Here is a 12,441-nt window from a genome sequence, read left to right as displayed (position 1 = left end):
TCGGGGCTTGCGGCGGATTTGTGGTTTTTTATCATCAAAAAGCCGATGCAGGGCATCGGCTTGAATAGAAGGGCAATTTAGGCTTGTTGAGTTTGTGGCTCACTTGACGTGGTTTGCTTGAGCAAACGGCTAGTGACTGTGCCTGCGGTCATCGAGCCAGAGACGTTAAGTGCAGTACGCGCCATATCAATCAGCGGTTCGATAGAGATCAGCAGCGCGGCAATCGTTACTGGTAAGCCCATGGCTGGCAACACAATCAGAGCGGCGAAGGTTGCACCGCCACCGACCCCAGCGATACCAAATGAGCTAATGGTGATCATCGCGATCAGTGATAGCATAAAATGAATATCAAGTGGGTTGATGCCTACGGTTGGGGCGACCATTACCGCCAACATGGCAGGATAAATCCCAGCACAGCCATTTTGACCAATTGTGGCACCAAATGACGCAGAAAGGTTCGCAATCGCGGGTGGCACGTTCAGTTTGGTGATTTGTGCTTCCACATTAAGTGGAATGGTCGCAGCTGAACTGCGTGAGGTGAACGCGAAGGTCAGCACTGGCCAGATGTTTTTAAAGTAAACCGTTGGGTTGACGCCAACCAGCCCGACCAGTAGGCCATGTACCACAAACATCAGTGCAATCGCCACATAGGAGGCGACGATAAAGCCGAGCAGACTGAGAATATCTGCCGCACTGGATGTCGCCACTACTTTAGCCATTAGTGCGGCAATCCCGTAAGGGGTCAGCGCCATGATCATTTTCACTAGACGCATCACAATCGCTTGTGCCGCTTCGACAAAAGTACGAATTGGGGTGGCGAGCTCTTGTTTATCGGCAATCACTTTACGTGCCGCAATACCGGTCAGCACTCCAAAGATCACCACCGCGATAATAGACGTCGAACGCGCACCGGTTAAATCGGCAAACGGGTTGGTGGGTATAAAGCTGACCAGCAGTTGTGGAATGGTGAGATCCGCCACACTGGATACGCGGCTTTCTAAAACGGCAATCCGCGCGGTTTCACGACTACCGGTAATCAGCCCTTCAGCGGTTAGGCCGAAAGCTTGGGTGATCACAATACCGATCAAGGCTGAAATCGCTGTGGTGATCAGCAAAATACCAATCGTTAAACCAGAAATTTTGCCAAGTGAACCATTTTTATCTAGGCGTACCACCGCCGAAATCATCGAAACCAGCACCAGTGGCATGATGACCATTTTCAGCAAACCGACATAGCCATCGCCGACAATGCCAATCCAAGACAGAGTCTCTTGAATGGCCAAATGGCCTTCACCTAGAATTACTTGTAGAGCCAAACCAAAGGCACTACCAAGCATTAAACCGAATAAAACTTGACGAGAAAGAGTGGCTGATTTTTTTTGCAGCCCAAACAGAAACAGCAATAAACCTGCGAAAATCACCAGCGCAGCGAGAGTAATCACCGACATCATATAATCCTTATTGGCAGGGATGGCATGCTTGATCAAGCTCAACGCCACCATCCTAAATGAGAACACTTGTCAGCAATATAGCGATCACTATCACAAAAATAAACGCAGAAAAAATCATGTGTTATAACTAATCGTTATCAAACATCGAGATTTGATTAATCTCAAATCAGTCTGCACGCACTTTGTGTGATTGGTGGTGTTTTTGTGAGCGATTGACTCATGAGTCGCAATAAAACTAGCCCCCAAATGCATTATCCGAGAGCAACTTGCGCAATCAATCGACGTCGTTGATGGCTAATTGATTGGGACGTGCTGGTCAGTTAAAGCATGTGAAGGTTTTGGCTTTGTGGTGTAGAGCGAGTAGACTGTGCCAACTCTTTCTCATGCCTCAAAAAGACGTAAGGACACCCACATGCTAGATCGCTCATTCAGCGCCGAAATCCAACAACGGATTGATCAAAAAACCAAACCGCTTGGTGCGTTAGGTCAACTTGAACGCGTTGCTCATCAACTGGCTTTAATCCAAAGTCAAAATAAGCCGCATGTGGTCACCCAGCTTGAAATTTGCCAACCGACCGTGTTGGTGTTTGCCGCCGATCACGGTATTGCGGCGCAAGGGGTCAGTATTGCACCGAGTGCGGTGACCGAGCAAATGGTGAGTAATTTCCTTGCCGGTGGCGCTGCGATCAACTGTTTTTGTCGAACCGAGCAAGCCGCGTTACGGGTGGTTGATTGTGGCATTTTGCGCGAGCAGCCTGCCCATCCTGCTTTGATTGAACAGCGTCTTGGTGCCGGTACGCACAATTTTGCGGAACAAGCGGCGATGAGTGCGCAGCAAGTGGCAATCGGGTTAGAACTTGGTAACGCCTTGATTGAGCGTGAAGTGGCTGCGGGTTGTAACGTATTGATGTTTGGTGAAATGGGCATTGGCAATACCAGTAGCGCAGCGGCGATTTTGGCGGCACTTTCTGGGCTACCACTTGAGGTGTGTGTCGGACGTGGAACTGGAATTAGCGATGCCCAGTTTAAGCGCAAATTGCAGTTGGTCGGCGAAGGCGCTAGCCGCTGTTTAGGGGCGTCACCCCACGAGGTGTTATGCCAAGTTGGTGGCTTCGAAATTGTACAGATGGTGGGGGCTTTTCTTGGCGCTTATCAAAAGCAAACCCCTGTATTGATGGATGGTTTTATTGTTACGGTAGCAGCTTATGTAGCGACCTTAATTGAGCCGAACCTGCGTGATTATTTGTTGTTTGCCCACAGTTCGCAAGAAACGGGTCATCGGGCGGTATTGCAATTACTCGGCGCTGAGCCACTGCTTGATTTAGGCTTACGCTTAGGTGAAGGTACCGGCGCCGTGCTGGCGCTGAGTCTAGTGCGTGCGGCGGTGGAGTTTTATAACCATATGGCCAGTTTTGCTGACGCGGGAGTGACGGTGTAATGGCAGCTATCTTTCGTTATCAACTGGAACTTTTTTTGCTGGCAGTGAGTTTTTTTTCACGCTTACCAGTACCCGTAAATTTGCCCTATAGCAGTCAGCGAATGAATCAGGCTGGGCGTTATTTTGCTTTGGTTGGATTGCTGTTAGGTGGGCTGTGCGCCGTGATTTATTCTCTGGCGACGCAACTTTTTTCAACCAATATTAGTGTGTTTCTAACCATCGTTTTCAGCCTATTGCTGACGGGAGCATTCCATGAAGATGGTTTAGCCGATATGGCGGACGGTGTTGGCGGCGGGATGACTACTGAACGTCGTTTAGCGATCATGAAAGATAGCCGGATTGGGACATACGGAGCCAGTGCGCTATTGATGGTATTGCTGGGTAAATATGTACTGCTGACTGAGTTGGCGGATTTGACCGCTTTAACCCCGGTTTGGCTGCTGGCTTATACCTTAAGCCGCACAGTAGCGGCTTCACTGATCCACAATACACCGTATGTTTCGGATACTGACAGCAGTAAAAGTAAACCACTGGCTCAGCAGCAGTCGGCTAGTGATGTGGCGATATTAGTATTGAGTGCATTGGTAGTATTGCTGTGGTTCTCTTGGCCAGTGATCTGGAGCATGATTGCATTTAGCTTGGTTTTTCGCCTGTTGTTTCGCCACTGGCTACTTAAACGGTTAGGCGGTTTTACTGGCGATTGTCTCGGTGCGGCACAGCAATTGATGGAAATTAGCATCTATTTAATATTGCTGGCTTTCTTGCAGCACGAGTGGCTGATTTAGGAGGCGAGATGAGTGTGCATTTGATTTTAGGTGGCGCGCGCAGTGGCAAATCTGGCTACGCCGAGCAGTTAGCTCGGCAAACGGCGCATTCGCACTCGGCCACTTTGCATTATGTGGCGACCGCCACCGCCCTAGATGCTGAAATGAGTGCGCGTATTGCGCATCATCAAGCTCGGCGTACGGCTGAGTGGGTTGAGCATGAAGTACCGCTCAAGCTCGCGGAGGTTTTGTTGCAATTTACCGCCGACGATGTGGTGCTGGTGGATTGTTTGACCTTGTGGCTCAACAATGTGCTGTTTGAGTATCAAGCCACGTTGACTCATGCGTTATTAGAACAGCAGATTGAGCAATTACTGGCGGCTTTGGCACACAGTCCAGCGAAAATTATATTGGTCAGTAATGAAGTGGGGATGGGTGTGGTGCCGATGGGGGAATTGACGCGCCTGTTTGTCGATCATGCTGGCTGGATGAATCAGAAAATTGCCGCGTTAGCCAATGCGGTGACTTTTGTGGTGGCGGGATTGCCCCAGCGTTTAAAAGAGGAGTGAGCCAACCATGATTCGAATTTGGTTGCTGCGCCATGGTAAAACGGAAGGCGTCGCTGCGTTGAATGGAGTGACCGATGTCGCAGTGCCCGGTTCAGTGCAGCAGCAAATTGCCGCGCAGGTGGTGGCGTTACCTTTTGCTCGGGTGATCAGCTCGCCTTTACGCCGCTGTGCCGAGTTAGCACAACACATTCAACAAGCTCGTCCAGAGATCCGTCTCGATTTCGATCCCCAACTGCAAGAGCTCAATTTTGGCCAGTTTGATGGTCAGAGTTTTAGCCAATTAGCCAGTGCATGGCCATTATTGGAAGCTTTTTGGCAAGATCCGGCTCAGCATACTTTGCCGCAAGCTGAATCGTTAGCCGACGCTTATCAACGTGTCACCCAAGCATGGCTGCAATGGCTAGCTCAATTAGACCGCGATACGCTGATTATCTGCCATGCTGGTACTATCCGCTTGATTTTGGCTCAAGTGTTAGGTGTCGATTGGCGCAATCCTCACTGGTACAGTCGACTCAATATTCCTTATCAATCGGTGACTGAACTGACGGTGTATCGCGGCGAGCCACCAGTGGTGTGTGTCAATCGGATCGGTAGCCCGCTTAGTCAGCCATTATAAAGCCGGTTGAATATAGAGTGTCACCCTTGATAAATGCTAGAATTTGTCACCTTGTCGCAGCCATCTTGCTGATTATAAAAAGGATCGGCTAGCGCTTGTTTTCATCAATCGATCGTCAATCGTGAGTGATAAGTGGGATCGCCTTGGCATAAATTGCTCGCACGATTTCTTAACATACCGCTGTGCAATAAAGGAGTAGCGCATGACGAAATCCCTCTTTCGCCAATCTTTTCTTCTCGACAGCTTAGATGTTGATCATCCGATGCTGGCGCAGTCAGTGACGACGGCACAAGGTGTGACCTTGCAACTGCATCAACCTGGCGTGTTGGAAGTGATCCCGGCCGAGCAGGATCAACAGACTCAGCACATTGTGATCTGCGCTGCACTACATGGCGATGATGCCGCTCCGATCGAGCTGATGGATAAATGGCTGGAAGATATTCAGAGTGGATTTCAAGTGGTGACGGAGCGCTGCCTGTTTATCTTGGCCCATCCACTGGCCATTCAACGTCAGGTGCGCTTTATTGATCAGGATCTTAATCAATTATTTGATGAACAAGCACACGCCGCGAGCTGCGAACTGGCGATTGCCGAAACGTTAAAGGCGCGGCTTAAGTCATTTTTTCAAGGGACAGAGCCTAGCTCGCGTTGGCATTTTGATCTGCAATGTGCCAGTCGCGACTCGAAGCACTATTCCTTTGCTATCAGCCCTAAGTCGCGTCATGCAGTGCGCAGTCGCCGTTTGCTGCAGTTTATCGAGCACGCTCATATTGATGCGGTCATGTTATCTAATGCACCTTCTAACCGTTTTAGCTGCTATTCAGCCGAGCAATTTGCCGCGCAAGCATTGACTTTAGAGTTAGGGCAGGTCACGCGTTTAGGTGAGCATTCGTTGCACAAGTTGGTCGCATTTGATTTAGCCGTGCGTGATCTGATAGCACGCCACGCCCCTGAGCATTTGCCACGCAAAACGGTGATGTATCGCGTGAGTCGCACGATTGTGCGTTTGCATGAAAACTTTACTTTTCGATTTAATGAGAATGTCGAGAATTTCACCACGTTTATGCACGGTGAAGTGTTTGGTTATGATGGGGATAAACCCTTGATGGCTAAAAATGAAGGGGAGGCGATTGTGTTCCCTGATCCTCATGTGGCGATCGGTCAAGCGGCAGCATTGATGGTTTGCAAAGTAAATGCGCGTTATGAGGATGACCAACTGGTGTACGACTGACCCATCGTTTGATCTTGATGAATACCTTGGTATGAACTCCTTTCTATTTAAATGGCTTAACGGTAAGGTTAGGCCATTCTTTTTGCTATGAATGACAAGATGGATTTTCATCGATTACTCCAACAAAAACACCAGCGCTGGCGACGCAGCGGTTATTGGCTATGCGGATTTCTTTTCGTGCTGTGTACGGTTTATCTGCTGGTGGGCGAGCTGTGGCTATCGCCATTTTCTACTTGGTCGCCTTTAGAGCAGCAATTGGTATGGCAACTGCGCTTACCTCGTTTATTAGCAGCGGCAGTGATCGGCGGCTGTTTGGCTATCGCTGGTGCGACGTTACAAGTCCTACTTGGTAATGTGCTGGCTGAACCGGGCGTGATTGGGGTTTCCGGTGGTGCCAGTGTGGCGATGGTGATCTTGCTGCTATTTTTCCCAACGTTAAATTCGCCGCTGGCGTTTATGCTCGCTGCGGTGTGCGGGGCGCTACTGTTTACTTTGCTGTTAGTGAGCATGGCGCGCAAACTGCGCCTCACCACCGCGAGATTACTGTTAGTCGGGGTGGCATTAGGGATTTTATCTGGCGCGGTGGTGACTTGGGCATTCTACTTTAGTGATGATTTAGGTTTGCGCCAATTAATGTACTGGTTAATGGGCAGTGTCGCGGGGGTGAGTTGGTATCAACATTTACTCTCCTTGCTTGCACTTCCGGTGCTGGTGTGGCTTGCGCTCCAAGGTGGCGTATTGGATAAACTGATGCTTGGCGAAGGGCATGCCAAGCAGTTAGGGGTGGATATTCATCGTATCCGCTGGCGGTTAATTCTTGCGATTGCCTTACTGATTGGCGCGGCCGTTGCGCTCGGGGGCGTGATCGGTTTTGTTGGTTTGGTGGTGCCGCATTTACTGCGCTTAACCCTTGGCTCAGAAAATCGTTTACTACTGCCGATGTCGGCATTGTGTGGCGCGTTGTTACTGATCAGTGCCGATTTAGTGGCGCGTTTGGCATTGAGCAGTGGTGAATTGCCGCTCGGGGTGGTCACGACCACTTTAGGTGCGCCGATTTTTATCTGGATGTTGGTAAAAAATCATGATTCGTGTTGAAAGTTTGCAGGTTGATGCTCGTCTATTGCCACTTTCACTGCACATTAACGCCGGTGAAATTTGGCATGTGGTTGGCCCTAATGGCAGTGGTAAAAGTACCTTGCTTGCCGCCTTAGCCGGTATGATCCCTTTTGCGGGTTCAATTCAGATTGATGGGCTGTCCGTCGGCAATGCCAGCTTAGCGGAATTGGCACGCTATCGCGCTTATCTGGCACAAAATGATAAACCCAGCTTTCAATTGCAGGTATTTCAATATCTAGCGCTGTCGATCCCAGCAGGGATGACGATCGACAGTCCTGAGGTTGCTGGTGAAATTGAGCAGATCAGCCGCCTGCTCGATATTGACGATAAACTGCATCGTTCGATTCATCAGCTCTCGGGCGGTGAGTGGCAGCGAGTGCGTTTAGCAGGCAGCTGTTTACAGGTTGCGCCGCGTTTAAATTCGGCCGCACGGCTTTTGATCTGGGATGAGCCCGCCGCAGCACTTGATATTGCGCAAGAGAGTTTGTTATATCGCTTAATCGCGCACATGGCCGAGCAGGGCTTAACCGTTGTCATGGCTAATCATGATCTTAATCGGACCTTGCGCCACGCTGATCAGGTATTACTGCTCGGTAATGGCGTGCTCCATCGTGCGGGTCAGGCTAATGAAGTATTGCAGCCAGCAATCCTGCAAGCGGTATTTGGCACCACGATTCGTCGCGCTGAGCTGGCGGGAGAGGCTTATTTATTATTTGATTAATTGTTTGATTGCTTGAACGCGCCCCACCACCTTCTTAGTGACTAAAAGTATCCCTTCATGACTAAGAAGGTGGCGGGTTGTGTACTCAGAGTTGGGTTAATCAAGCGATTGAACCGCAAATTTACGCACCGAATAAGCGACACGTTCAGCCGGCGTTGGGTAAATCAACGAAGAGCCTAAGTTTTCGATATGTTGCAGACGAGGCAGTAAACCTGCGCCATTGGCAATTTGAATGGCGAGCCCCGGCCGAGCATTGAGTTCCAGTACCATCGGGCCTTCGGTTTTATCCAGTACCATATCGGTGCCGATATAACCTAAACCGGTCATTTCCCAAGCGCTGGCGGCTAAGGTGAGTAACCGTTCCCACTGGGGTACGACTAAGGTTGAAAGCAATTTGCCGGTATCCGGATGATGGGTCACGGGCTTATTAAATTGCACTGCGCGTACCGCTTTACCAGTGGCAATATCAAGACCAACCCCAACCGCACCTTGGTGCAAATTCGCTTTACCATCGGAAACCGAGGTGGAAAGACGCATCATCGCCATCACAGGGTAGCCTTTAAATACGATAATTCGCACATCTGGCACCCCTTCGTAGCTAAAGCCTTCAAAACAGTCATCAAACTGGATCAGATTTTCGACCAGTGCTACATCATTTTTGCCGCCCAGCGAGAACAATCCGGCTAACGCATTACTGATATGCCGTTCGACATCTTGCTGATTGATGGTAGCACCGGAGGGTTTGGTATAAACCCCATCTTGATGTGAAGTCACCACCAAAATGCCTTTGCCGCCACTGCCACGTGCTGGCTTAATTACAAAGCCAGGCCAGTTTTTGACCATTTGATGAATGCGTGGAACTTCCGCTTGATTGGTGATCACACCAATCAATTTGGGTACGGTACATCCGGCCCGTTGGGCAATCAGTTTAGTCTGGAGTTTATCATCCACTAATGGGTATTTAGAACGGTCATTATAACGGCCAATATAAGCGTGATTACGCTTATTCATGCCCATAATCCCTTTACGGCGTAACTTAAAAGGGGAGGTATAGTCCGACAGTGAAAATGAAAACCACATTATTTCTCCTCCACCAAGGGTTTGAAGCGGCGGAGTTCAGAAATCCGATAGCCTGTATAAGTGCCGAGCAGCAAAATTGCTGCTAACACCACCAATTGCAAGCCAATGAAGTTAAAGGTTAAGTGCTGTACATAGGCATTGGTCATGGCTAAGTAGATCAAAATCGAGGTGAACAGTGAGCCGCCACCTTGTAATAGAACCTCTTTTGCTCCTTCTTCTTCCCATAGGATCGACATTCGTTCAATGGTCCACGACAAAATAATCATCGGGAAGAACGTGATGGTTAAGCCTTCGGTGAGCCCAAGTTTAAACGCCATCACGGTAAACACCGAAATAATCAAAATTACCGTGATGATCACCGCCGAAATCCGTGCAACCAGCAACAAATTAAGCTTGGAAAGGTAACTGCGAATAATCAGCCCGGTGCCGACAATCAGCAAAAAGCCAACAATCCCGGTGGTGAGTTGGGTTTGTACAAAGGCAACCGCGATCAACACTGGCATGAAAGTGCCAGAGGTTTTGAGTCCGACAATCACGCGTAGAAACACTACAATCAATGCGCCAATCGGGATCAACATGATGGTTTTGAACATTGCTTGCTCTTCCAGTGGCAAGCTATGAATCGATAAATTCAGTAGACCATCGGCTTCGACTTTACTGTTGGTGGCTTGTTGTGGTGCTACCGTTTGCGCCAGCATACTGAACATGACTTGGCTGTTTTGACCACCGACTACATCGAGCAGTGAAACGTTTGATTCATCCCAAACTAATAGATTAGGGTGAGTCGGTTGGGTGCCCGTTTCTGGGTTAAACAACATCCACGCACTGCCGTCCCATACCTCATTCATATGCTGAATGGTTTGGCGGCGGCGGCCATCTTCCAACTGGATCACCCCGACCACTTTATTGGGCACTTGCGCGTATGACAGCAGTTTTTGCGCCGCTTCCACTTTGCTCATTTTATTGAGCAGTAGCGAGGCATTTTGGCTTTCGGCATCATTGAGCCCTTTAATTAACTCGCGAGCAAAAGTGATGTGATCGGCTGAACGTTGAGTTGCATTGGCAATCAATGCGATCGCCGCGGATTCTTCAGGCCCATCAAACGTCGGTTTGACGATCTCTTGAGTCGGGGGGATTTGTAGCGCTTTGGATTGTGGGTCAACCAAAAACTGCGCTTTATAGTAGATGGTTTGTGGGCCGCTGGCTTGACGAATCGACCACTCGACTCGGCGTCCTGAATCGGTGTTGAGGTAAGAGATGCCATAACCAGGTGATGAAGCGGTTTCATTGATAAGTGTGTAGCCTTCTTGGGTTAGCGGAGCGGCTAACGAGACCTTCGCTTCTTTGCCCTGTGCGGCAAATTCAATTCGCGCTTCAATATCCCATACTTGGCGAGTTTCGCCAGGCACCCAAGGTACGCCATAATCTTGGTGACGTAAGAGACTGAGCGTGATGCCCACCGTAAACAGTAGCAACACAGAAATATAAAAAGGGATTTTCGAAGTCATTGCTGCGCCTATTTGTTTTCACCATGAATATACTTACGACTGACATCGACAACCGCGATATCACGGATAAACTCGCGACCGAGTAGTACGGGATTGGTCATTTGGGTACGGTCAGCGAGGGTAAATTGGGCTTTCTCATGGATCGAACCGAGTCTAACCCACAGTTCAACCACCGCACGGCGCTCGGTGCTTTCATTGGTCGATTGGCGAATTCGCACATAACGTAATACTGGCGCTTCAATCCAGTTACTGTCAGTTTTTGGGGTTTTCTCATCGGCGAGGTGGAAACGCACCCAGTTTTTGCCATTGCGTTCAAACTCTTCAATATCGACCGCGTTCAGAGAGGAGGTTGCGGCACCAGTATCGATTCGCGCATCAAAGCTCTGTTTGATGGTCTCAATTGTTACACTTTCAATTTCGCCAAGTACGACATCGTGTAGCGGGGTGGTGGATATGGTATTCGGTTGATTCGCGGGTTTGGCGACTGGCGTTCGTTTTGGCGCTGGCGGCGGCAATTTAATTTGGCTGACTTGCGTTTTCAGCTCATTGATTTGCAGTTCAAGATTTTCAATATATTGGTTTTGGAGACCCATTTGCGATTCTAACTGGGTGATGGTTTGGGTCAAATTGGTTTCGGAGCTTTGAATCGCGGCGAGAGTGGCTTGATGGTATTGCTCGCTACTAGTAAGGGTACAGCCAGAAAGCAGACTCAATGCGGCAAAGGGTGCAATTCGCTTAAACATATGCGACCTTATTTATTGTCTAATCAATGTACAGATAATACGAACCAAGGATGCGTTGAGCATCCTTGGGCGGGTAAGGGTAATGTGATACCCAAATCAACGAGTTAATACTGTGTCAATTATGGTTTTTTAGCAATCAAAATGGCACGGCGAGGTGCTGGGTAGCCTTCAATAGTTTGACTTGGATCTTGTGGGTCGAGGTAATCGGGCAGTGAATTGTGATTCATCCACTCGGTGGTACGCTGTTCACCTACTGAAGTGACGTTTTCATCGACAATACGCACATCGATAAAACCGGTTTTTTCTAACCACACTTTTAAAGCGAGTGCTGATGGAAAAAAGAACACATTGCGCATTTGCGCGTAGCGATCAAACGGCACCAAAACGGTTTGCTCATCCCCCTCGACCACTAAGGTTTCGAGGATTAACTCGCCCCCAGAGGTTAACTGGTTTTTCAGTTGCAGTAAGTGATCCAGCGGTGAACGACGATGGTAAAGCACTCCCATGCTAAATACCGTATCAAAGGCATTCAATTCAGGCAATTGCTCAATGCCGAGTGGCAAAAGGTGTACTCGCTGATCATCGCCTAGCAGTTTACGTACCGCTTCAAACTGGATTAAAAATAGCTCTGAAGGGTCGATGCCAAACACTTGTTCGGCTCCGGCACCGAGCATGCGCCACATGTGATAGCCATTGCCGCAGCCGACATCCAACACCAAACGATGTTTCAGGGGCGAAATATGTGGTAGGAGGCGATCCCACTTCCAGTCTGAACGCCATTCAGTATCAATATGGATCCCGTGTAAATGATAAGGACCCTTGCGCCACGGATGAAAGGTTTTCAGCACCGCTTCAAGTTTTTTCTGCTCGCCGAGAGTGAGCGGCTGATGGTTATGCACGCTCACCGCGGTTTGTAAATCCATCACCTCTGGTTGACCCACTGGAATTTTGTTGAGATTGCGTATCCAGCGATCCAGATCACCATGCGGCTGAGCTTGCCAATCGGTCAATTGCTGAGGCAAGGTGTTGAGCCACGGCTGCAATTTAGGATGTTGCGCGATCTGTTGATAAACGTTGGCGAAATTGAACATGGAGCTTAATACCTACACGATGCTCTCTGCAAAGGTTATGGCTGGAGCTTGGCGCAGAGAGTCGCTCAAGTAACCAAATGATGTAATGTCTACGCTCTGTATCCCCTTCCGAC

At 49.2% G+C, this 12,441-nt stretch carries 12 protein-coding genes; 7 read left to right on the top strand and 5 right to left on the bottom strand.

The genetic code is table 11. The annotated features are described in order from the left end of the window. Nucleotides 1–77: 77 nt before the first annotated feature. A complete protein-coding gene (locus PUN32_RS04610; protein WP_274721994.1) occupies nucleotides 78–1,448 on the bottom strand; it encodes an L-cystine transporter in 1,371 nt (456 codons plus the stop codon). 415 nt (nucleotides 1,449–1,863) lie between these two features. Here PUN32_RS04610 and cobT point away from each other — a divergent pair, with 415 nt between their 5' ends. The 7 genes from cobT (at nucleotide 1,864) to btuD (ending at nucleotide 7,906) form a co-directional block, all read left to right on the top strand. Further along, the gene (gene cobT / locus PUN32_RS04605) at nucleotides 1,864–2,889 is read left to right on the top strand and encodes a nicotinate-nucleotide--dimethylbenzimidazole phosphoribosyltransferase (protein WP_274721993.1); all 1,026 of its coding nucleotides are present in this window, start codon (nucleotides 1,864–1,866) and stop codon (nucleotides 2,887–2,889) included. Beyond that, complete coding sequence (locus PUN32_RS04600) at nucleotides 2,889–3,674, top strand: adenosylcobinamide-GDP ribazoletransferase (RefSeq protein ID WP_274721992.1); 786 nt, start codon at nucleotides 2,889–2,891, stop codon at nucleotides 3,672–3,674. Before cobT ends, PUN32_RS04600 begins: the two co-directional genes overlap by 1 nt. Before the next feature lie 8 nt (nucleotides 3,675–3,682). Then, the gene (cobU, locus tag PUN32_RS04595; RefSeq protein WP_274721991.1) at nucleotides 3,683–4,222 is read left to right on the top strand and encodes a bifunctional adenosylcobinamide kinase/adenosylcobinamide-phosphate guanylyltransferase; all 540 of its coding nucleotides are present in this window, start codon (nucleotides 3,683–3,685) and stop codon (nucleotides 4,220–4,222) included. Nucleotides 4,223–4,229: 7 nt separating this feature from the next. Further along, nucleotides 4,230–4,838 carry a histidine phosphatase family protein gene (locus PUN32_RS04590; protein WP_274721990.1) on the top strand — a complete coding sequence of 203 codons (609 nt, stop codon included), beginning with the start codon at nucleotides 4,230–4,232 and terminating at the stop codon, nucleotides 4,836–4,838. A 202-nt stretch (nucleotides 4,839–5,040) separates the two neighbouring features. Further along, nucleotides 5,041–6,069 (top strand): succinylglutamate desuccinylase, encoded by a 1,029-nt coding sequence (locus tag PUN32_RS04585; protein WP_274721989.1) that lies wholly within the window; start codon nucleotides 5,041–5,043, stop codon nucleotides 6,067–6,069. Nucleotides 6,070–6,168: 99 nt separating this feature from the next. Beyond that, entirely contained in the window at nucleotides 6,169–7,164 is a 996-nt protein-coding gene (gene btuC, locus PUN32_RS04580) for a vitamin B12 ABC transporter permease BtuC (protein WP_274721988.1), read from the top strand. Then, complete coding sequence (gene btuD / locus PUN32_RS04575) at nucleotides 7,151–7,906, top strand: vitamin B12 ABC transporter ATP-binding protein BtuD (protein ID WP_274721987.1); 756 nt, start codon at nucleotides 7,151–7,153, stop codon at nucleotides 7,904–7,906. The genes btuC and btuD overlap by 14 nt, the downstream gene beginning before the upstream one ends. Nucleotides 7,907–8,002: 96 nt before the next feature. Here the strand turns inward: btuD and PUN32_RS04570 are convergent, their stop codons facing one another. From PUN32_RS04570 to cmoB, 4 genes are all read right to left on the bottom strand, one after another. Then, complete coding sequence (locus PUN32_RS04570; RefSeq protein ID WP_274721986.1) at nucleotides 8,003–8,986, bottom strand: alpha-L-glutamate ligase-like protein; 984 nt, start codon at nucleotides 8,984–8,986, stop codon at nucleotides 8,003–8,005. Next, on the bottom strand, nucleotides 8,986–10,494 hold the full coding sequence (locus tag PUN32_RS04565) for an inactive transglutaminase family protein (protein ID WP_274721985.1): 1,509 nt from the start codon (nucleotides 10,492–10,494) through the stop codon (nucleotides 8,986–8,988). The genes PUN32_RS04570 and PUN32_RS04565 overlap by 1 nt, the downstream gene beginning before the upstream one ends. An 8-nt stretch (nucleotides 10,495–10,502) precedes the next feature. Next, the gene (locus PUN32_RS04560; protein WP_274721984.1) at nucleotides 10,503–11,237 is read right to left on the bottom strand and encodes an ATP-dependent zinc protease family protein; all 735 of its coding nucleotides are present in this window, start codon (nucleotides 11,235–11,237) and stop codon (nucleotides 10,503–10,505) included. A gap of 119 nt (nucleotides 11,238–11,356) precedes the next feature. Continuing rightward, complete coding sequence (gene cmoB, locus PUN32_RS04555; protein WP_274721983.1) at nucleotides 11,357–12,328, bottom strand: tRNA 5-methoxyuridine(34)/uridine 5-oxyacetic acid(34) synthase CmoB; 972 nt, start codon at nucleotides 12,326–12,328, stop codon at nucleotides 11,357–11,359. Between the last annotated feature and the right edge of the window lie 113 nt (nucleotides 12,329–12,441).

The sequence above is a fragment of the Vibrio chanodichtyis genome (genome assembly GCF_028863985.1).
In the GTDB taxonomy this organism is placed as follows: Bacteria; Pseudomonadota; Gammaproteobacteria; order Enterobacterales; family Vibrionaceae; genus Vibrio; species Vibrio chanodichtyis.
Note: the sequence above shows the minus strand (reverse complement) of the source record. Positions and strands in the feature narration are given on the sequence as shown.